This is a genomic window from Pedobacter lithocola, from assembly GCF_042650845.1.
GTDB lineage: Bacteria > Bacteroidota > Bacteroidia > Sphingobacteriales > Sphingobacteriaceae > Pedobacter > Pedobacter lithocola.
Window position 1 is genome coordinate 732,199 of sequence record NZ_JBHSBW010000011.1, and the last position, 22,165, is coordinate 754,363.

General features: G+C 37.0%; 17 protein-coding genes. 8 read left to right on the top strand and 9 right to left on the bottom strand.

Annotated features, from left to right (window positions below):
* Positions 1-41: 41 nt before the first annotated feature.
* From argB to ACFOWA_RS13645, 5 genes are all read left to right on the top strand, one after another.
* Positions 42-830, top strand: coding sequence for an acetylglutamate kinase (gene argB, locus ACFOWA_RS13625; protein ID WP_378985997.1), 789 nt, complete (start codon positions 42-44; stop codon positions 828-830).
* 224 nt (positions 831-1,054) lie between these two features.
* Positions 1,055-1,867, top strand: a complete 813-nt coding sequence (gene proC / locus ACFOWA_RS13630; RefSeq protein WP_378985999.1) for a pyrroline-5-carboxylate reductase — start codon at positions 1,055-1,057, stop codon at positions 1,865-1,867.
* 67 nt (positions 1,868-1,934) lie between these two features.
* A complete protein-coding gene (locus ACFOWA_RS13635) occupies positions 1,935-2,999 on the top strand; it encodes a M20 family metallo-hydrolase (RefSeq protein WP_378986001.1) in 1,065 nt (354 codons plus the stop codon).
* Between the two features lie 247 nt (positions 3,000-3,246).
* Positions 3,247-4,578, top strand: a complete 1,332-nt coding sequence (gene argH / locus ACFOWA_RS13640; protein ID WP_378986003.1) for an argininosuccinate lyase — start codon at positions 3,247-3,249, stop codon at positions 4,576-4,578.
* Position 4,579: 1 nt separating this feature from the next.
* Positions 4,580-5,833, top strand: coding sequence for a pyridoxal phosphate-dependent aminotransferase (locus tag ACFOWA_RS13645; protein WP_378986005.1), 1,254 nt, complete (start codon positions 4,580-4,582; stop codon positions 5,831-5,833).
* A gap of 76 nt (positions 5,834-5,909) precedes the next feature.
* On the opposite strand, the gene ACFOWA_RS13650 is transcribed toward ACFOWA_RS13645, so the two are convergent.
* Positions 5,910-7,490, bottom strand: a complete 1,581-nt coding sequence (locus tag ACFOWA_RS13650) for a peptide chain release factor 3 (protein ID WP_123204857.1) — start codon at positions 7,488-7,490, stop codon at positions 5,910-5,912.
* A gap of 780 nt (positions 7,491-8,270) precedes the next feature.
* Here ACFOWA_RS13650 and ACFOWA_RS13655 point away from each other — a divergent pair.
* From ACFOWA_RS13655 to ACFOWA_RS13665, 3 genes are all read left to right on the top strand, one after another.
* A complete protein-coding gene (locus tag ACFOWA_RS13655) occupies positions 8,271-10,538 on the top strand; it encodes a helix-turn-helix domain-containing protein (RefSeq protein WP_378986007.1) in 2,268 nt (755 codons plus the stop codon).
* A 65-nt stretch (positions 10,539-10,603) separates the two neighbouring features.
* On the top strand, positions 10,604-10,981 hold the full coding sequence (locus tag ACFOWA_RS13660; RefSeq protein ID WP_378986009.1) for a GxxExxY protein: 378 nt from the start codon (positions 10,604-10,606) through the stop codon (positions 10,979-10,981).
* A gap of 38 nt (positions 10,982-11,019) precedes the next feature.
* Positions 11,020-11,625 carry a SprT-like domain-containing protein gene (locus ACFOWA_RS13665; RefSeq protein WP_378986011.1) on the top strand — a complete coding sequence of 202 codons (606 nt, stop codon included), beginning with the start codon at positions 11,020-11,022 and terminating at the stop codon, positions 11,623-11,625.
* A 90-nt stretch (positions 11,626-11,715) separates the two neighbouring features.
* Here ACFOWA_RS13665 and ade read toward each other — a convergent pair whose 3' ends face one another.
* The 8 genes from ade to accB all read right to left on the bottom strand — a co-directional run bounded on the left by ade (position 11,716) and on the right by accB (position 22,038).
* On the bottom strand, positions 11,716-13,359 hold the full coding sequence (gene ade, locus ACFOWA_RS13670) for an adenine deaminase (protein WP_378986013.1): 1,644 nt from the start codon (positions 13,357-13,359) through the stop codon (positions 11,716-11,718).
* Positions 13,360-13,457: 98 nt separating this feature from the next.
* Positions 13,458-15,434, bottom strand: coding sequence for an alpha-ketoacid dehydrogenase subunit alpha/beta (locus ACFOWA_RS13675; RefSeq protein WP_378986015.1), 1,977 nt, complete (start codon positions 15,432-15,434; stop codon positions 13,458-13,460).
* A 38-nt stretch (positions 15,435-15,472) separates the two neighbouring features.
* Positions 15,473-16,861: a LutB/LldF family L-lactate oxidation iron-sulfur protein gene (locus ACFOWA_RS13680; RefSeq protein ID WP_378986017.1), complete on the bottom strand. Its 1,389-nt coding sequence runs from the start codon at positions 16,859-16,861 to the stop codon at positions 15,473-15,475.
* Between the two features lie 90 nt (positions 16,862-16,951).
* Positions 16,952-18,586 (bottom strand): M28 family peptidase, encoded by a 1,635-nt coding sequence (locus ACFOWA_RS13685; RefSeq protein ID WP_378986019.1) that lies wholly within the window; start codon positions 18,584-18,586, stop codon positions 16,952-16,954.
* Between the two features lie 28 nt (positions 18,587-18,614).
* Positions 18,615-19,052: a ribose 5-phosphate isomerase B gene (gene rpiB / locus ACFOWA_RS13690; RefSeq protein WP_378986021.1), complete on the bottom strand. Its 438-nt coding sequence runs from the start codon at positions 19,050-19,052 to the stop codon at positions 18,615-18,617.
* Positions 19,053-19,098: 46 nt separating this feature from the next.
* Positions 19,099-19,980 (bottom strand): twin-arginine translocase subunit TatC, encoded by an 882-nt coding sequence (gene tatC / locus ACFOWA_RS13695; protein WP_378986023.1) that lies wholly within the window; start codon positions 19,978-19,980, stop codon positions 19,099-19,101.
* A 70-nt stretch (positions 19,981-20,050) separates the two neighbouring features.
* Positions 20,051-21,391, bottom strand: a complete 1,341-nt coding sequence (gene accC, locus ACFOWA_RS13700) for an acetyl-CoA carboxylase biotin carboxylase subunit (RefSeq protein ID WP_123204846.1) — start codon at positions 21,389-21,391, stop codon at positions 20,051-20,053.
* 173 nt (positions 21,392-21,564) lie between these two features.
* Positions 21,565-22,038: an acetyl-CoA carboxylase biotin carboxyl carrier protein gene (gene accB / locus ACFOWA_RS13705; RefSeq protein WP_123204845.1), complete on the bottom strand. Its 474-nt coding sequence runs from the start codon at positions 22,036-22,038 to the stop codon at positions 21,565-21,567.
* Between the last annotated feature and the right edge of the window lie 127 nt (positions 22,039-22,165).

The window sequence follows — 22,165 nt, forward strand, 5'->3', positions numbered from 1 at the left end:
TTCAACTTAGAACCTATAACTCAAAAACTTATAACTTAAATATGAAACAACTTACCATCATCAAAATCGGCGGAAACGTTATTGATAATTCTGAAAATTTACATCAATTTTTATTAGACTTTACAGCTTTACCAGGTGAAAAAATCTTGGTTCATGGTGGTGGTAAAATTGCAACAGAATTGGGCGAAAGTTTAGGTATTGAGGCAAAGATGTTTGAAGGGCGACGAATAACGGATATTGAAACTTTACGCGTTGTTACCATGGTTTATGCGGGTTTGATTAACAAAAACATGGTAGCTCAGTTACAAGCCAAAGGTAGTAACGCCATTGGTTTAACCGGTGCTGATGGAAATATTATCAAAGCGAAAAAACGACCTGTTAAAGAGATTGACTATGGTTTTGTAGGCGATTTAGATGACAACTCCGTTTCAGCCGCAACATTGGATAGCTTGCTAAAAGCTGGATTGGTTCCTGTTTTGTGTGCAATTACACATGATGGTGATACTCAACTTCTAAATACCAATGCCGATACCATCGCGTCTTCGGTTGCAGTGGCCATGTCTTCACTTTATGAAACCCGTTTGGTATATTGCTTTGAAAAAAAAGGTGTTTTGAAAGATGTAAATGATGATGCATCAGTTGTGAGAGAGATTAAAGTGGAGGAATTTGATGATTTAAAAGCTGATGGAACCGTTCAAGGTGGGATGATTCCTAAATTGCATAATGCTTTTGAGGCGATTAAAAAAGGTGTATCAGCAGTTTATATTGGTAAAGCCGACGAATTAAATGAACTTGCAAATGGAACTTTTGGGACGAAAATGCTCGGGTAAGACTGAAGGTATAAGTAGAAATTTAAAGGATTAAAGCGGATGGTTTATGCGCATTACATAGAAACCGAACCAATAAACTACTTTTTTTGCCACTTAAACCTGATAGTAGCGAACACGAAGTGCAACGAAGTAAAGCGAATAGCAGGGCTTGACATTAATAGTTGTACGGAACTTGTTTTTCAAAAAAAATAAATCAATGAAATCACAATAATCTGTGTAATCAAATGAAAAAAAAAATAGCAATTATAGGTTCTGGAAATATTGGAATTTCTTTAGCAAAGGGATTGGTAAAGGCCGACTTTGCGCAAGCCGCCGACATTACGCTAACCCGTAGAAATATTGACCATCTAAAATCTTTCGCCGATGCGGGGTTTGTAGTGAGCAACGATAACAAAAGTACTGTAGCCGCTGCGGATGTTGTAATTCTGGCGGTATTGCCTCAACAATTAAACACGGTTTTAGATGAAATTCAACCGTCGATTAATGCTAGCAAACACTTGGTTATTTCGGTAATTTCTGGGGTAAGTTGTGCTGCGGTTCGGGAGAAATTGGGCGATGATGTTGAAGTGGTTCGGGTAATGCCAAATACGGCAATTGCAATTGGTCAATCAATGACCTGTATTGCAAGCGATAATGCATCAGCAGAAAATATTGCCGATGTTACTAAAATGTTTGAAACAGTGGGTTCGGTTGTGAAAATAAATGAAGATTTAATGACTTCTGCTACAGCACTTTGTGCTTGCGGGATTGCGTTTTTTTTAAGGGCAATTAGAGCGGCATCTCAAGGTGGTGTGGAGATTGGTTTCCATGCTGATGAGGCTTTGAAAATGGCAGTTCAAACAGCAAAAGGTGCTGCTGATTTGCTTTTGTTGCATGGCACTCATCCAGAATCAGAAATAGATAAAGTAACTTCGCCGAAGGGTTGTACCATTGCCGGTTTAAACGAAATGGAACACAACGGTTTTAGTTCATCGCTAATAAAAGGCATTAAACTTTCGGCTTTAAAGGCAGGGAATTTATATACAAAAGAAGGTTAAAGGTATAAGGTAAAAGGTATAGGTTAAATCCCTATGTCTTGATACTTGATACTAAATACTTGATACTATGATAGAAAATATACAAAAAGAATGTCTGGATTTGTTGCGGCAGTTGATTCGCATCCAATCTTTTAGTAAAGAGGAAGATAAAACTGCAAATTTAATCGCTCACTTTTTGAAGGAGAGAGGAGTTAAAACACACCGTAAAATGAACAATGTTTGGGCTTACAACAAACATTTTGATGCAAGTAAACCGACATTGCTTTTAAACTCACATCACGATACAGTTAAACCAAATTCTGGCTACACCCGCGACCCTTACGATGCCGCAATTGAAGGCGATAAGCTTTTTGGCTTGGGCAGTAATGATGCTGGTGGTTGCTTGGTTTCTTTAATCGGCACATTTTTATATTATTTTGAGCAAGAAAACTTAAAATACAACATCTGTTTGGCTGCAACGGCAGAAGAAGAAATCTCTGGGAATAATGGCTTAGAGCTGGTTTTACCAGATTTAGGTGAATTGGAATTCGGTATTGTAGGCGAACCAACGGAAATGAATTTGGCCATCGCTGAACGAGGTTTGTTGGTGTTAGATTGCGTCTCTCATGGCAAAGCTGGACATGCGGCAAGAGAAGAAGGCGAAAATGCAATTTACAAAGCTTTAGCAGATATCGAATGGTTTAGAAACTATCAGTTCCCGAAAGTTTCTGAGGTATTTGGCCCGTTGAAAATGACGGTAACCATTATTAATGCAGGCTCTCAACACAATGTGGTACCAGCAAATTGCACTTTCACGGTTGATGTTCGCGTTACAGATGCCTACACAAATGAAGAGGTTTTGGAAATTATTAGAGCGAATGTGAGTTGTGATGTTACACCACGTTCTATCCGTTTAAAACCATCATCGATTGATAAAAATCATCCTGTTGTACAAGCTGGCGTAAGTTTGGGTAGAACAACTTATGGCTCGCCAACCACATCAGACCAAGCCTTGTTGGATATTCCATCTGTAAAATGCGGTCCGGGTTTTTCTGGTCGCTCGCACATGGCCGATGAATTTTTATATGTTAAAGAGGTTGCAGATGGTATAGAGGGTTATGTAAATATGCTGAAGCCAGTGATTCAAGGTTGAAGGTAGAGGTTGTAAGTTAGAGGGATTGGATGCTTATCTTATATGTTCTTATATGGTTAAACTACCAAGCAAAATTTTTTATAAAATGACTTTTGCGTTCCCTTAAAAAACTCGGCGTATTCGATGGTAAAATTGATAAAATAACTTTGTGTGCTTTGCCAAAAACTTAGCAACCTTTGCGGTAAAGAAATTAATATGAACCCTGCTTAGCAAGCTTCATCAAAAATAAAAATAAATAAATATCCTGATGAAAATCTGGCAAAAAAATATAGATGTAAATAAATTCGTAGAAACTTTCACAGTTGGGAAAGACCGCGAATTGGATTTACAAATGGCAAAATTTGATGTTTTGGGTTCTTTGGCGCATACTCAAATGTTAGAAACCATTAACTTGCTTACTGCTGACGAATTGAAAACCATTCAGCAAGAGCTTAAAAATATTTACGCTGAAATTGAGGCTGGTAATTTCATTATCGAAGATACCGTTGAAGATGTACATTCTCAGGTAGAATGGTTATTAACTCAACGCATCGGTGAAGCCGGTAAAAAAATCCACAGTGGGCGTTCGCGTAACGACCAGGTTTTAGTAGATTTAAAGCTATTTTTTCGTGCTTGTATCGAAGATATGGTTAACCAAACTTCAACACTGTTTAATCAATTAATTGAGTTGAGCAATACGCACAAATATAAGTTGATGCCAGGTTATACCCATTTGCAAATTGCAATGCCATCATCTTTTGGTTTGTGGTTTGGTGCTTATGCTGAAAGCCTTGCCGATGATATGGAATTAATGCTTGCTGCATGGAAAATCACCAACAAAAATCCATTGGGTTCTGCTGCAGGCTATGGTTCATCTTTCCCTTTAAACAGAACCTTAACCACAAATTTATTGGGCTTTGAAAGCTTAAATTATAATGTGGTTTATGCACAAATGGGGCGTGGAAAAACTGAAAGAATTTTGGCTCAGGCGATGAGTGCTGTGGCAGCAACTTTGGCTAAAATGGCAATGGATGTTTGTTTATTCATCAATCAGAATTTTAGTTTTATCAGTTTCCCGCCCGAATTAACCACAGGTTCGAGCATTATGCCGCACAAAAAAAATCCTGATGTTTTTGAATTGATTCGTTCAAGATGTAATAGAATTCAGGCATTGCCCAATGAAATTGCGATGATGATTACCAATTTGCCATCAGGTTATCATAGAGATTTGCAATTGTTAAAGGAAAATCTTTTTCCTGCAATTACTTCGTTAAACGAATGCCTTGAAATCGCGACTTTCATGTTCCAAAACATCACCATAAAAGATGATATACTAAAGGATAAAAAGTACGATTACCTATTTAGTGTTGAGGTTGTTAACGATTTGGCTTTACAAGGCGTTCCGTTTAGAGAGGCTTATAAAATTGTTGGCGAACAGATTGAAAATGGTACTTTTGCACCATCGGGCCAAATACATCATACACACGAGGGGAGCATTGGTAACCTTTGTAACGAGCAAATTTCTGTGGCAATGCAGTCTGTATTAACTCAATTTGGTTTTGAAAAAGTGAATAAAGCAATAGAAGATTTAATAGCATAATATGAAAGTTTCAAAATTAGCCAGCGCTTTAGTTGGTTCAGAAATTATAAAAATTGGTAACGAAGTTAATGAGATGAAACGCAAAGGCGCATCAATCGCTAACTTAACCATCGGTGATTTCGATTCGAACATTTACCCAATTCCAACAGAATTAAAAGCCGGAATTGTAGATGCGTACAATGCCAATCAAACCAATTATCCACCAGCAGATGGCGTTTTGCAATTAAGAGAAACGGTTTCAGAATTGTTAAAGGATAGATTTGGTTTAGAATATAACACTAATAGTATTTTAGTTTCTGGCGGTTCTCGTCCGTTAATTTACGCAACTTATTTAGCACTAATAGACCCAGGGGATACCGTGGTTTTCCCAGCACCATCTTGGAATAACAACCACTATTGCCATTTAACCTCAGCAAAAGCAATTGCGGTAGAAACTGATGCAGAGCATAATTTTATGCCAACTGCTGCACAATTGAAGCCACACTTAAAAGGTGCAACGTTGTTGGCTTTGTGCTCACCATTAAATCCAACAGGAACCATGTTCGACGCAGATTCTCTTGCAGAAATTTGCGACGTTGTTTTGGAAGAAAACGCATCTCGTGGAGCGGATGAAAAACCATTGTATTTAATGTACGACCAGATTTATTCATTGCTTACTTTTGGTAAAGAACATGTAAATCCGGTTTCTTTACGCCCTGCAATGCGAGAGTTTACTGTTTTTGTTGATGGCAGTTCGAAATGTTTAGCAGCAACTGGTGTACGTGTTGGCTGGGGGTTTGGTCCAGAAGATATTGTGAACAGAATGAAGGCTTTGGTTGGTCATATGGGTGCTTGGGCACCAAAGGCTGAGCAAGTTGCCATGTCGAACTATTTCAATAACAAAACACAGGTTGATACTTTCTTAACCAACTTTAAGAGCCAAATTCAAGATAGCTTAAATGCACTTTACAATGGCTTTAACGAATTAAAAAGTGAAGGTTTTAATGTTGATGCAGTTGAACCTATGGGTGCAATTTATTTAACCATCAAAATCGACTATATCGGAAAAACTACAGCCGATGGTCAGCTTTTAAAAAATAGTGCTGATGTAAACTTCTACTTAATTAAAGAGGCTGGAGCAGCATTGGTTCCATTTTCTGCCTTTGGTAATGAACACAGTATGCCATGGTTCAGGGCATCTGTTGGCGCATGTACTTTGCAAGATATCAAAGACATGTTACCGAGAATTAAAGCTGCCCTTAGTAAGTTGAAATAAAACAAACAAAAAAGTCCTATCTAGTTTGAAAACCTGATAGGACTCTTTTACTTGTAAAGCCCTTTAGTGATTTAGGTTATTTAAACTCGCTCGTTTTATGGAAATCAATATCAGGATAATCCTGTTTCGTTAAGTTAATCATATAATCACTATCTGATAAATAAACAGGGTTTGCCTCTTTATCAAAACCAATATGTTGTTGTTTGCGTTTAACAAATTCATCCAATTTCTTTCTATCGCTTGATGTTACCCAGCTCGAACGTGTATAACTTAATGTACGGAAGCGACATTTTGCACCGTACTCATGCTCTAAACGAAAGTTAATCACCTCGAATTGAAGTTCTCCAACAGCACCGATTACCTTTCTATTTCCTGGTTGCATTACAAACAATTGTGCAACACCTTCATCAGTTAATTGTTCAATGCCTTTTTCCAACTGCTTGGTGCGCATTGGGTCCATATTTTCCACCTCTTTAAAAATCGACGGAGAGAAACTCGGAATTCCCTTAAACTGCAACTTTTCACCTTCAGTTAAGGTATCGCCAATTTTAAAATTACCACTATCATACAAACCAACCACATCGCCCGGCCAGGCCTCTTCCACAATACTTTTTTCGTTCGCCATAAAATCCATCGGGTTCGAAAATTTTAGTTTCTTATCCTGACGGGTATGGTAGTAAAATTTATTTCGCTCAAATTTGCCAGAACAAATACGCAAGAAAGCAATTCTATCGCGGTGTTTTGGGTCTAAGTTGGCGTGAATTTTAAACACAAAACCACTAAAATTTTTCTCTTCCACCAGCACATCACGCTCTTCAGCTTCTCTATGTCGCGGACTAGGGGCAATATCAATAAACGTATCTAAAAGCTCTTTAATCCCGAAATTATTAATCGCACTGCCAAAAAATACGGGTGCTACTAAACCTTCCGTATATAAATCTTTCTCAATTTTTCCGTAAATCCCATCTACCAATTCCACATCATCTTTCAGGGTGTTTATTTCATTTTCCTTCAAATAATTTAGTAAAGATGGGTCGTTTAAATCGTTAGCCGCCACAACCGAATCGGTCACTTTAGTTTTATCCGAATTGAATAAATTTAAGTGTTTGTTGTAAATGCTATAAACGCCTTTAAAAGTATGTCCTTGACCAATTGGCCAAGAAAGCGGGCACAAACTAATGTTCAGTTTTTCCTCAATTTCATCCAATAAATCGTAAGCTTCTTTACCCTCACGGTCCATTTTATTAACGAAAATGATTACAGGCGTATTTCGCATCCGGCAAACCGACATCAGTTTTTCAGTCTGTTCCTCTACACCCTTCACACAATCTACCACTAAAATTACGCTATCCACAGCCGATAAAGTCCGGTATGTATCTTCCGCAAAATCCTTGTGCCCAGGCGTATCCAGAATATTAATTCGCTTGCCACTATATTCAAAACCCATTACCGAAGTTGCCACCGAAATACCACGTTGTTTCTCAATTTCCATAAAATCGGAAGTGTTGCTTTGATTCGCTTTATTCCTTTTTACCGCTCCAGCAGTGTTAATTGCACCACCAAAAAGCAGAAATTTTTCTGTTAGTGTGGTTTTGCCTGCATCGGGGTGGCTAATAATGGCAAAGGTTTTACGTTTTTCTATTTCAGGGTTAAGCATAATAAATTTTGGGTAAAAAAGTGGCGATGAAACCTGGTTAAAGGAATTTAACTGCGATAAGATTTGAATAGTGTTGTTTCATCTGGCTGCAAAGATAGCAAATTTGCTTAACTGTTTGAACTGGTTAATCGAGAATACTAGTAGACCAAAATTCTGTTGAGGAAAAAAATAGAAATGATTTTTTAGAAAAGCAGATTCAGTAGTTCTTAGGTTGCATCAGTCCCGCCATACATTGCAATCTTTTTACAACTACTGTCATTTTGGGCTTTAAAGCATTTGTTCTATCGGCTGGTTTGCAAGTATAACTTAGGTTTTTGCAATAAAAAAGGATTTCCATTTCTGTCGGGTTTGGATAACTTCTTCAGTAATTCTTTGGATTGTTTTTAAAACCTATAGTCTGTAAATTTTTCATGCTCGAAGTCTCGATGTTGCCAATAGCCCAAGGGTTTAAACCCTGGACTATATGTTAATTTTAAAATGGTTTTCTTCTCCCAAATACCTAATTCTTTGTTCTTAAACCTGACAGCAGCGAGCATACCGATTTAAGGGTATGCTTGCTTGTTTCACAGGTTTCATCGGTATAAAGCGAATGGCAGGGCTGGAGTTCTCCGAAGAATTACTGAGCGTTCATTTCCATAAAATCAGAATCGCATTTTAATAGTTAACGACACTAAAAACCTTCTTATCAACGATAATCTTACAAATCATACTTATTTTTGTGCTAAAATTGTTAGCTTTAAATATCCCTTCAGACTAAAGCAACCAAAAATCTTATTGCCAATGCCAGAATTAGAAGAAACTTCTATGGCCGCAGAAATTGCGGCTAAATTTGTGAATTATACCTCCAAACATGTTTTCTTAACGGGAAAAGCCGGAACAGGTAAAACTACTTTTTTGCGGAAACTGATTAAGCTAACCCATAAAAAGGCAGTGATTTGTGCGCCAACTGGTATTGCTGCTATTAATGCGGCAGGCGTTACTATTCATTCACTTTTTCAGCTGCCATTTGGGTCGTTTTTTCCTGATGCTGCAGCAAATATCATCAATCAGAATATCACCTTTAACTTTAATACGCCACGCTCAATTGTTAAGCATTTAAATATGCAAACCAATAAGCGGCGATTGATTCAGGAATTGGAGTTGCTGGTGATTGATGAAGTGAGTATGCTCAGGGCAGACATGCTCGATGCAATTGATTTTGTGTTGCGCTATGTTCGTAGGAATAGAAATGTGCCTTTTGGCGGTGTTCAGCTGCTTTTTATTGGCGATTTGCATCAATTACCACCTGTTGTAAAGAATGATGAATGGCGGGTAATGTCGGGATTTTATAAAAGCATTTACTTCTTTGATGCATTGGCTTTGAAAGATAATCCTCCAATTTACATTGAATTAGATAAAATTTACCGTCAGAGTGATGCCGTGTTTATCAACCTGCTAAATAACCTTCGAAATAATCAAATTACCCCCGAAGATACTTCATTACTAAGGCAACATTTTAAGCAAGATTTTAAGCCATCCGAAGACGAAAATTACATCACATTAACTACGCACAATAATAAAGCTGACACGATAAACCGGGAACGCTTAACACAATTGAAAACCAAATCATACTTTTTTGAGGCTAAAGTTACTGGAGAATTTAATGAATATGCTTATCCGAACGATAAAAGCTTGGAGCTTAAAGTTGGTGCTCAAATCATGTTTATTAAAAATGATATGTCTGCCGAAAAGCGCTATTATAATGGTAAAATTGGTGTTGTTCATCACATCGAAAAGGATATTATTGAAATTGAATTACCAGATGATAAGGTTGTAATTGAGGTTTCGCCATACACCTGGGAAAACGTAAAGTATAAACTAAACGAGGCTACGAACGAAATTTCGGAAACAGTTGCTGGCTCTTTTATTCAATATCCAATAAAGTTGGCTTGGGCCATTACGGTTCATAAAAGCCAGGGTTTAACTTTCGATAAGGCAATTATAGATATTGGCGATGCTTTTGCACCCGGACAAGCGTATGTTGCTTTATCGCGTTTACGCTCTTTAAATGGCTTGGTTTTAACCTCACATTTACGTGAAAACGGTTTGCAGCAAGACCAAAACATTCATTATTTTTCTAAAACTAAACAAGCTGCCGAAGTGCTGCATCAGCAGATTAGTTTTGAGAGTTACGATTTTATCAGGACTTACTTATTAGCAGCTTTCGACTTGAATTTGGTTCGCTATTATTTAAAGGAACACGTTCAAACTTTTGATAAGGGAGAAAAATCTACCAAGCAGAAATACGATGATTGGACGATGGAACTTTATCGTGATTTTCAAAAAATTACGGCAACTGCTGATACTTTTATTAACCAACTCAAAAATTTATTTGCTACACAAACGGAACACACTTTATTTAATGTTTCTAAAAGAGTTGGTGCAGCTTTGAAATATTTTAACCCACTAGTAAAAGAGATTTCGGATAGGCTTTTGGCTCATATTGAGCAAATTAAGGAAGATAAACAGATTAAAACTTACTTAACCGAATTGCTTGAATTGGAGATTTTGGTGTATGAGCAATTGAAGAAGATGCACAAGAGTAAAGCACTTTTACAAGCCATAATTGAGGGAAAGGAATTTAGCAAAGCTGATACTGATGCTTTATTGAATATTGCAGAACGCAATCAACAGTTGCAGAAAGCGATTCAGTTGAAGGGTATGACGTTGAAGGTAAAATCTGTTACAGAAAAGAAAATTAAAGAACCTAAAGTTGATACGAAATTAGTAAGCTTTGAACTGTATGAGCAGGGGAAAAGCTTGGAAGAAATTGCTAAAGAACGGGGTTTTTCAGTTGGGACAATTGAAGGTCATCTGGCCTATTACGTATCTACACAACAAATTGATGTAGCTAAATTGGTTAAGGCGAATAAAATAAAAAATATTGCAGATGCGGTAGAAAGTCAGAAAACAAAATCGATGGCCGTGATACGGGATTTTTTAGGAAAAGATTATTCATTTGGGGAGATTAAGTTAGTGTTGGCATCGTTGTTCCCATCGGAAGAGTAGGGAAAATCTAACCGCAAAGACGCTAAGAAAAGAAACGCTAAGAACACAAAGCTGGATTCAAAATTATGGATGAGAATGAGTTATCAAAGATCGTAATCGGTTTATCAATTGAAGTACATAATGCATTAGGACCTGGATTGTTAGAAAGTGCCTATAAAGAATGTTTGTTTTACAAAATTGCTAAGACTGGATTATTTGTTGAGAAGGAAAAAATTATACCTTTAATATTCGAAGAGGTTAAGTTGGAATGTGGCTACAGAATTGATATTTTGGTAGAAAATAAATTAGTATTGGAGTTGAAAAGTGTTGAAGCTTTAAATGATGTTCATCTGGCTCAAACATTAACTTATATGAAATTGGGGAATTACAAACTTGGTTTATTAATCAATTTTAATGTTTCTCTTTTAAAGCACGGGTTAAAACGTATTGCTAATGGCCTTTAATTTCTCTTTGCGAAAAACTTTGCGAACTTTGCGGTTAAATGGAGAAAGTTAATGTTTTAGCGCAATACATGCCTGCCCAGGCTGCACCGCTAATTGCAAGATGGATAGATTATTTTCAGTGCGAATTTAAAATTGCCAAAACTCGTTCTACCAAACTAGGCGATTACCGCCATCCATATCGCGATAAAGGTCATCGAATTTCTGTAAATTTCAATTTAAATCATTACGCTTTTTTAGTAACTACCGTTCACGAGTTTGCACATCTTTTAACCTGGAACGATTTTAAAAACAAAGTAAAACCACATGGGTTAGAGTGGAAAAAAAACTTCCAAAGAATGATGGTTCCGTTTTTCGAAATGAATATTTTTCCAGATGATATTCATAAGGCTATAGATAATTATATGTCGAATCCTGCCGCATCAAGTTGCTCAGATTTACATTTATCCCGAGCTTTAAAAAAGTATGATTCTGGTAAGACCGAAACCTTACATTTAGAACAATTACAAGTAAATGCCATTTTCAGAATTAAAGATGGTAGGCGATTTACAAAAGGGGAGCGAATAAGAAAGCGATATCGATGTGTTTGTTTAGACGACAAACGGATTTATCTTTTTAATCCCTTAGCGGAGGTTTTTATAATCTAATTGTTTGGATTGTTGGTTATTTCGTTTTTTTAGGCATTTGGCCCTCTATATTGGCTTGCCCGAATTTTAACCTCCCAAACAAGAAATAAACTAATCTACTAAAAAACTAAATTCATCCCCATCAAATAAACCTTTATCGCTCAATTTTAAATGTGGAATAACCAGTAAAGCCATAAAAGAAAGCGTCATAAAAGGAGCCAACAATGTAGAGCCAAGTTCTTTCGAAAACCTGTCAATAGACGTATATAATTTGGCTACCTCATAACCATTGTGGTTGCTCATTAAACCTGCCACAGGCAGCGGCAAAACTTCTTCTTTTCCATTTCCTACAGCAACTACACCACCAGTTTCTTTGATAACCAAATTAACCGCTTCACAAATACTTTTATCATCTACACCAACGGCAATAATGTTATGACTATCATGCGCTACGCTAGATGCAATTGCGCCTGCTTTTAAACCGAAATTTTTAACAAAGGCTATGGCAATTGGTGCATCAAAGTAACGGTTAACCACAACCATTTTTAAAACATCATTTTCAAAGTCGCTGATGATATTTCCATTTTCTTCTTTGGGTGAGCAAAACAATTTATTGGTAATTAACTGTCCATCTAAAGCCTCGATAACTGGTATCTGCTCCTGCCCAGAAAAAGGCAAAACGAAATCATCAACTTTTTTTAAGCTGCAATTAAAATGGTTTACAGATTCTTTATCCTCAACTTTTGGTGTCCAATTTTCAACCACTTTGCCGTTTTCTGCTAATAAAATTCCATCGATATAGGTTTGTTTTACCTTGAAGTTTACTAAATCTTCAATCACGATGAAATCTGCATAATCGCCAACTTGCAAAGCACCAACATCTAATTTATAATGTAGAATTGGATTAATGCAAGCTGCTTGTAAAACATTAAAAATGTCGATTCCTTTGGTAATGGCTCTGGCACAAAGGGCGTTGATGTGACTTTCTACCAAGCTATCAGGATGTTTATCATCACTACAAAACATCATCATTTCAGGCCAATCATTCAATAGACCAATTAAAGCATCGAAATTTTTTGCTGCACTTCCTTCGCGGATTAAAATTTTCATACCCCGTTCAAGTTTATCCAAAGCCTCTTCTGCAGTAAAACATTCGTGGTCGGTAGAAATTCCGGCATCAATATATTGCTGAACGGTGTTTCCACGTAATCCGGGTGCATGTCCATCAACAGGTTTTCCTGATGCATAGGCAGCAGCTATCTTCTTTAAAACTTCTTCATCCTTATAAAGCACACCAGGGAAATTCATCATTTCACTTAGGTATTTTATCTCGGGTCTTTCTAAAAGTTCTTTAACATCATCGTGGTTTAGTTCAGCACCAGCGGTTTCAAAAATGGTTGCCGGCACACAACTCGGTGCTCCAAAGTTGAATTTAAAGGGAACGGTATTTCCATTATCTATCATAAATTCAACGCCTTCCATCCCGCAAACGTTGGCAATTTCATGTGGGTCGCTGATGGTTGCAACCGTACCGTGAACAACAGCCAGCCTTGCAAATTCACTTGGAATAAGCATGCTGCTTTCGATGTGTACATGGCTATCAATAAATCCAGGCAGGATAAAAGGAATTCCATCCTTTTGCTCAGCAATTTTATTGATGGATTTTATCTTCCCATCTTCAACTTCAACCTCGCCAAAGAAAATGTAACGCTTTGTAATGTCTATAATGTTTCCTTCAACCTTAAAATTGCTCATCGTATATGTCTTATTTTAACGTCACCCTGAATTCAGGGTCTTAATAGCAAATAAGATGCTGAAATAAATTCAGCATGACGATACGGCAAGAACCGTTTCTAAAATTTCAATAATTTTTCTATCGTTTCAGCTAACCGGGCTTTAGCCAAAAAGTTATCTTCTAAGGCTTTGTTCATGGGTATTGCCGTATCTAAACTTGCGCAACGCATAATTGGTGCATCTAAATATTTAAAGCAATGTTCACCTATCCAAGCAGAAATTTCGGCGCCAAAACCGTTGGTTAAAGTATCTTCATGTAAGATTATAACTTTTCCAGTCAATTTTACAGCCGCTAAAACCGTTTCCTTATCCCATGGTTGAAGTGTGCGCAAATCTATTAAAGTGGCATCAATTTCAGGGTTATTTTTCAGGTAATCTAAAGCCCAATGAACACCTAAACCGTAAGTAATTATCGTGAACTGTTTTCCACCAGTTAGCTTAACCGCTTTGCCAATTTCAGTTGTAAAATAACCATCGGGAACAGAACCGCTTAAACTTCTGTATAAATATTTGTGTTCGAAATATAAAACTGGGTTTGGGTCTTCAATTGCAGCCAATAATAAACCTTTAGCATCTTGAGGGAAAGCAGGATAAACGATTTTTAAGCCAGGAGTTTTAGTAAACCATGCCTCGTTACTTTGCGAATGAAAAGGACCAGCACCTGTTCCGGCACCTGTTGGCATTCGAACTACAACATCGGCCTTTTCGCCCCATCGATAGTGGGTTTTAGCCAAATTATTTACAATTTGATTAAAGCCAACCGTAACAAAATCGGCAAACTGCATCTCTACAACTGCTTTGAAGCCATTGATGGATAAACCCAAGCCTGCACCCACAATTGCCGATTCGCAAATTGGCGTATTCCGAACCCTTCCTTTTCCATATTTAGCGGTAAAACCATCGGTAATTTTAAATGCACCGCCATAATCTGCAATATCCTGACCCATTAAAACCAGATTGGGATACCTTTGCATCGCCAAATCCAAGCCATCGGTTATCGCATCTAAATATCTTTTTTCTGTTGAAGATGGAGCAGGTTCTATTACCTTCTGGACAAAAGGAAAATACATATCGCTTTCCTCTCGATTAGAATCAACTTCAGGTTCTGGCTCTTCAAAAGCTTCTTCCACTTCTAATTCAATAGTTTTTTTGATGTGAACTTTTATATCAATAATTGAATCGGGTGTTAAAATTCCTTGTTCAACTAAATACGATTCATAATTGTTCAATGGGTCTTTCTTTTTCCATTCATCAAATAATTCTTGAGGAACATATTTTGTACCCGATGCCTCCTCGTGTCCTCGCATTCTAAAAGTAAGGCATTCTACCAACACCGGGCGAGGGTCTTTCCTAATTTCAGTTGCCAGCTGATGAATGGTATCATAAACCTCAAGAATATTATTACCATCAATTTGAACGCCTTCGATACCGTAACCAATCGCTTTATCTACCAAGTTTTTGCAAAGAAATTGTTCTGATTTTGGGGTGGATAAGCCATAACCATTATTTTCAATAATGAAGATAACTGGTAGATTCCAAACAGCCGCTACATTAACCGCTTCATGGAAATCACCTTCACTTGTAGCGCCTTCGCCTGTATATACCAAGGTGGCTGTTGGCTTATTGGCTAAAACATCAGCTAATGCAATACCATCTGCCAAAGCCATTTGCGGACCGAGATGGGAAATCATCCCAATTATTTTATAGTCTTGAGTGCCAAAATGGAAAGAGCGGTCGCGACCTTTAGTAAAACCAGTTGCTTTCCCTTGCCATTGCGCCATTAATTTTTTTAGGGGAATATCTCGAGTGGTAAAAACACCCAAATTTCGGTGCATGGGTAAAATATATTCATCGCTTTGCATCGCTAAAGTAGAGCCAACTGCAATGGCCTCTTGCCCAATGCCCGAAAACCATTTGCCAATTCTACCCTGCCTTAAAAGTTTGAGCATTTTTTCTTCAACCATTCGCGGATAAAGCAGCTTTTTGTATAAATTCAGTAAGAATTTGTCGTCTTTATCTCTTCGGTTGAATTGCATTTCGGTTCTCAGTTTTTAGTGAGCAGTTAAGTGGAACACTAAGATTCTTTACTTTTCTTCAACTCTTCCCACTGTTTTGCAAAAGATTTATCGGCTACTTTTGGCATTTCACGGTACTTACCCCAGCTTTTTTTGAAGAAAGTTTTAAGCATGAAATTTTTAAATTTCCCGCCAAATAAATCCATCCACTTGCGTTTTTGCATCATTCGGTTAAACATTCCCCAGCCAATTTCTTCAACTTTACCATTTTCGTGGCTGGTTGCCGCATCTCGGCGATTTAGCAAAAGCATTTTGTGTATGTCGATTTTAACCGGACAAACTTCAGAACATTTACCGCAAAGACTGGAGGCATAACTTAAGTGCTTAAATTCTTCCATTCCCTTTAAATGCGGCGTAATTACCGAACCTATTGGTCCGCTATAAGTAGTGTTATACGTGTGGCCACCAATATTTTTATATACCGGGCAAGCATTTAAACATGCGCCACATCGAATGCAGTATAAACCTTGTCGCTGGTCTTTTTGAGCCAATAAATTTGTACGACCGTTATCTAAAAGGATAACATACATTTCTTCCGGACCATCAGTTTCATGTGGTTGGCGAGGTCCGCTTAAAATGGTATTGTAAACGGTTAAGTTTTGTCCCGTTCCGTGAGATGCCAATAATGGCCAGAATAAATCTAAATCTGCCATCGAAGGAATTATTTTTTCGATACCAACTATGGCAATATGTATTTTCGGAAACGTTGTACTTAAACGGGCATTTCCTTCATTTTCGGTAATGGCAATACTTCCCGTATCGGCAATTAAGAAGTTTCCTCCACTAATTCCAATATCTGCATTTAAATATTTATCTCGAAGTAACTCTCTGGCCTTTTGAACCAATTGAGGAGGGGTTGCATCAATGGGCGTCCCGAATTTATCGTGAAATAGCTTTGCTATATCGGTTGCACTTAAATGCATTGCAGGTGTAACGATGTGGTAAGGTGCTTGCCCAAGTAGTTGAACAATGTATTCGCCTAAATCACTTTCTAACGATTCAATTTGATTACTTTCCAGGAAATCATTCAAGTGAATCTCTTCGGTCGTCATCGATTTGGATTTGATAACTGTTTTGCCGTTGTTTCTTTTGATGATATTTAAAATTTCCTGCTGCGCTTCTTCTGCATCATTTGCCCAAATAACTTTTCCACCTCTACGTTGAAAATTCGATTCAAATTCCGGGAGAAATTTATCTAGATTTTCCATCACACGCCATTTTACAACATGTGCTTTCTTTTTTGATGCCTCCAGATTTTCAAACTTAGATAATCCGCGTTCTACAGCTACATTGTATTTACCAATATTGTAATTTATGGTTTTACGATGTGGCAAATCGAAAGCTTTTTCATCAGATTTCTCTAAAAATTCCTCAGCAGTTTTCATCATAATTCAAAGATAGGAATTTATGCTACCGACTAAAGTATTGTGCATAAAAAAGCCCCGATTGTGGTATCGAGGCTTTATTTTATGACTTAATTATTTCTTTGGATTTCCTTTTCCATCCATATCTACGGCTGGTCGTTTGGCTTGATTAGCCAATTCCCATGCAGTGTAATACGTTAACTGTGCTCTTTTTGCCAATAATGGAAAGTTGATTTTGCTAACTTCATCGCCTGGTCTGTGGTAATCTTGTTGAAGCATTCCATCGTAAAAGAAAATAATCGGAATGCCAAGTTTTGCAAAGTTATAGTGATCAGAACGATAATATATTTGTTCTGTATCGTTTGGATCATCATACTTATAATCCAATTTCATTTTGGTATACGTTGCATTTACTCGCTCACTTAAATTAGAAAGCTCACTGCTTAACATTTTAGAACCAACTGAATAGATGTAATTTGCAGAATCTGGTTTGCCCAAGTATTCTTCACCAATACGACCAATCATGTCTGTATTTAAATCGGCGATTGTGTTTTCAACAGGAAAAACCGGATGCTCAGAATACCATTCAGAACCCCATAAACCTTTTTCCTCACCAACAACTGTCATGAATAAAATGCTACGTTTAGGGCCTTTACCTGCTTTTTTTGCATCCATAAATGCTTTAGCCATTAACAAAACGCCAGTTGTACCAGAGCCATCATCATCAGCACCATTATTTACTTTGTCAGTTGCATTTGGGTCGGTTACTAAACCAATATGATCATAGTGACCAGTTAGCACCAATACTTCTTTTTTAAGAACAGGATCAGAACCTTCTAAATATCCAAGTACATTTTCGCATCTAACAGGTATTTCATTTTTAGCTGCACTTGCAGAAAAAGGAACATTTAATACCGATGAAGATGGAGCTTGGCTATCTATAATTTTCTTTTGTAAATCTGCAACTGTAGTGTTCGATGCTTTTAATAACTCATTTGCTACAGCTGTAGAAATAGAGATTCGGGGCGTTTCATTTTGTTTTTGCGCTTCAATTGCAGCATTGGTTTTAACCATTACTCTACCTTTATTTTGAGCACTTTTGGTGTTTTCGGTTATTCTATCAACCATTGGGTCGATAAGGATAATTGCTTTTACCTGGTTATCTGCAAAATATTTTGCTCTCTTTTCTAGCATAGCTCGGTAAGCAGCTCTGTCAATTCTTGTTCCCGGTTTCATTGTTGGGTCTCCAGAACTGAACATCATCACAACTTTTCCTTTAATATCTACACCAGAAAAATCGTTATAATTATCTTTATTGATGGCATAACCAACAAAAACAATTTGGTCGGTAGAAAAAGTAAATCCTTTATCGCTAATTAAGCTGGGCGATACAACATAATCTTTTTGGTATTCTTTTGGTTGACCGTTTACAGTTAATTGGCTTTGCTTTAAAGTAACATTTACTAAATCTATTTTCTGAAAATATCCACCATCAACAGGGCCTTTTAAGCCAATAGATTTAAAATAATCGCGGATGTAATCTGCAGCCATCCAGGCACCTTTTGTTCCTGTTTCACGGCCTTCATATTCATCAGATGCTAAAATTGAAAGATGTTTAAGTCCATCAGCAGGGTTTATAGCCTTACTAAATTTCATTGCATCCTTATTCGGCACAAGTGGTTTAACTTGAGCAAAGCAACTCGCTGTAAGAAGCGACGCAATACTTAGGGTTAAAAATTTTTTATTCATTATGTAGTAAAAGTTAGTTATTATTAAATCAGCAAGATATTTTATCAACCCGATTTTGGTGGCGACCACCTTCAAACTCGGTATTTAAAAAAGTTGTGGTAATTTCTTTTGCAAGTTTGTCTGACACAAACCTAGCCGGAATGCACAGAACGTTAGCATCGTTGTGTTTTCTAACTAAAGAAGCAACCTCGTTTTCCCAGCATAAGCCAGCTCGGATATTTTGATGTTTGTTTGCAGTTATTGCTACACCATTGGCCGAACCACAAAGTAAAATTCCGTATTTAAAATCACCACTTTCTACAGCAGATGCAACTGGGTGTGCGAAATTAGGGTAGTCAACAGAATCTAAAGAATGTGTTCCGAAATCTTCAACCTCATAATCTGAAAGGTAATCCTTAAGCATTTCTTTAAATTCAAAACCTGCATGGTCTGCACCAATGGCAATTTTTATCTTATCGTTTGGCATTATTCAAATTTATAGAGAATTATGAAATCTATTCGTAATGTTTTTGTTAGTTAGCATAGAATGCAGCATCGGCTTTTTTCTTCTTTCTTTCGATGTATGCAGAAACAAAAATACTCAACTCATACAGCAAAAATAATGGGGTTGCTACAATAAGCATCGTCATAATATCTGGCGTAGGCGTTACAATTGCCGAAATAATTAAAATAATTACAGCTGCGTATCTTCGGCTAGATCTCATTAGTTTTGGTGTCATCAATCCTAACTTTGAAAGCACAAAAATTATGATTGGCAGCTCGAAAATAATCCCTGTTCCTAAAGTAAGTGTGGAAACTGATGATAAATAAGAATCGACAGTAAATGTATTTTTAATTTCACTACTTACCGTGTAACCCGTTAAAAAATTAACCGATAGTGGACAAACAACGAAATAACCAAATAAAATCCCAACAATAAATAGCATTGATGCGAAAAATACAAAGCCACTTGCCGATTTGCGCTCAACCTCATGTAGTGCCGGTTTAATAAAACGCCAAATTTCCCAAAGTAAATAAGGGAAGCCGGCAACAATACCACACATTACACACACATTCAATTGCAGGTTAAACTGTCCCGCCATTTCGGTGTTAATAATTTCACCATTTATTTTGGTGATACACATATCTTTACCTAGTGATGGAAATTGCTCTACCAGTTTACACATCATCCTGTATGTCCAAAAATCGGGCTTTTTTGGGCCAAAAATTATCTTATCTAGAATTTCTTCGTTGAAGTAAAAAGCGATTCCTGTGAATACAGCGATAGCAATTACTGCTCTGATTAAGTGTTTACGCAATACATCGAGGTGATCAAAAAAGGACATTTCTGCCTCTAAGGTTGTTCCTTTATTCCCGATAGCTTTTAAAAGTGATGATTTGTTAGTGTCGCTCATGTTGAAAACAAAAATACCATTCTAAATGAATAGAATGGTATGTACGTGCTAAATATAGAAATAGTTTAGGTTATTCTGAAAATTCAAACGTTTCCATAAACTTAGTGGTAAAATTCCCTGCTCTGAAATTCGGGTCTTTCATCAATTGTAAGTGAAATGGAATGGTTGTTTTTACACCTTCAATTACAAATTCTCCTAAAGCTCGTTCCATTGTGCAAATGGCTTCTTCACGAGTTTGTGCAACGCAAATTAACTTTGCAATCATCGAATCGTAGTTAGATGGAATTTGGTAACCAGCGTAAACATGAGTATCTACACGAACGCCATGCCCACCTGGCGAATGAAAGTTGGTAATTTTACCTGGTGAAGGGCGGAAATTATTTGCAGGGTCTTCTGCATTTATGCGACATTCAATCGCATGCATATTTGGAAAATAGTTTTTACCTGAAATCGGAATTCCGGCAGCAACTTTAATTTGTTCTTTTATTAAATCGAAATTAATAACTTCTTCTGTAACCGGATGCTCTACCTGGATTCGGGTATTCATTTCCATAAAGTAGAAGTTGCGGTGTTTATCCACTAAAAACTCAATTGTTCCTGCACCTTCGTAATTTACAGCAGTTGCACCTTTAATTGCAGCTTCACCCATTCTTACACGAAGTTCATCCGTCATAAATGGTGATGGAGATTCTTCTACTAATTTTTGATGGCGACGTTGAATAGAGCAGTCGCGTTCTGATAAATGGCAAGCTTTTCCATATTGATCGCCAATAACCTGAATTTCTATATGGCGTGGGTCTTCAATATATTTCTCTAAATACAATCCATCGTTACCAAATGCAGCGCCTGATTCCTGGCGAGCACTATCCCAGGCATTTTCAAAATCTTCATCTTTCCAAACCACACGCATACCACGACCACCACCACCGGCAGTTGCTTTAAGTATTACCGGATAGCCCATCTCATTAGCAATAGAAATGCCCTCTTTTACGCTAGTCAATAATCCCTCAGAACCCGGAATGGTAGGAACACCTGCAATTTTCATTGTTTCTTTAGCAGATGCTTTATCGCCCATGCCATTTATTTGCTCTGGTGTAGCGCCAATAAATTTAATGTTGTATTCGCGGCAGATATTTGAAAATTTAGCATTCTCAGATAAAAATCCGTAACCAGGATGAATTGCATCTGCGTTGGTTAATTCTGCAGCAGAAATAATATTCGGGATATTTAAATAAGAATCTTTACTTGGTGGTGGGCCAATACAAACCGCCTCATCTGCAAAACGTACATGCAAACTTTCTCTATCTGCAGTAGAATAAACAGCAACTGTTTTAATGCCCATTTCCTTACAAGTACGAATGATACGCAAAGCGATTTCGCCCCTGTTGGCAATTAGTATTTTTTTAAACATAGTTTTTTAATTGATGATTATACTGATTATGAGATTACACTGATTTATACAGTGAAAAATAATAGAGATAATCAAATTCTAAATTAAATGCCATGAATCGTGTCTCTACGAGCCATTTTATATTTTATTCGATTTTTATAAATACAAAATCGAGGCGTAAAATAGACAATTTACTAAATAGGTTCTACTAAAAATAACGGTTGGTCATATTCAACCGGAGATGCATTATCTACCAATATTTTAACTATACGGCCAGAAACTTCACTTTCAATTTCGTTAAAAAGCTTCATTGCTTCGATAATACAAATTACTTTTCCAGTACCAATTTCATCGCCAACATTTACAAACATTGGTTTATCAGGACTTGCAGAACGGTAGAAAGTACCAATCATTGGCGATTTTACCGTAATGTAATTTGATGTATCTTCTGCAGCAGGTGCAACTGGAGTAGCGGCAGGTACAGTTGGAGCGGTAGCAACCGGAGCAGCTGCTTGTAAAAGCGGAGCTTGTGGTACGGTAGCATGCACAACTGTTGGTGCCTGATTGGTTTTAATCGTAATCTTAAAGTTTTCTTGCTCTATGGCAACTTCGTTTACACCTGAACGAGAAACAAATTTAATAAGTTCCTGTATTTGTTTGATATCCATTTTTTAAGCTTGTTATGTAAAAAATAGTGTTAATGAATTAACTAAGTTATACTTTTTTTGTTTTATTTTTAGTTGTTTAGTTTTTGGGTTTTTCTTTGTTAGTTATTAATGTTAGATATTTAATTTA